General features: G+C 68.6%; 1 pseudogene. It reads right to left on the minus strand.

Features of this window, described 5'->3' with window-relative positions:
• Positions 1–245 (minus strand): annotated as a pseudogene (locus KVT37_RS32565) (acetyl/propionyl-CoA carboxylase subunit alpha); the annotation flags it as partial.

Below are 245 nucleotides of genomic sequence, written 5' to 3' on the forward strand. Positions count from 1 at the left end.
CGGGCCGGTCGCGGCGCAAAAGTCCGATCGCCGTTGCGCCGGCGGCGAATCCCGCCCTCCCCTCGCCGTCCGGCGCGACCGGCGCGAAGCCGTCCGGATATTCCTCGGCGATAAAGCCGGCCGACAGCCGCCCCTCGCGCCAACGCGGATGCTGCATGAGCGCCGAAAGGAACGGGATGTTGTGCACGATGCCGTCGACGACAAAGCTATCGAGCGCCTCAGACATCGCGTCGATCGCTTCCAGT

Source organism: Mesorhizobium sp. GbtcB19 (assembly GCF_019091085.1).
Taxonomy (GTDB): domain Bacteria; phylum Pseudomonadota; class Alphaproteobacteria; order Rhizobiales; family Rhizobiaceae; genus Mesorhizobium.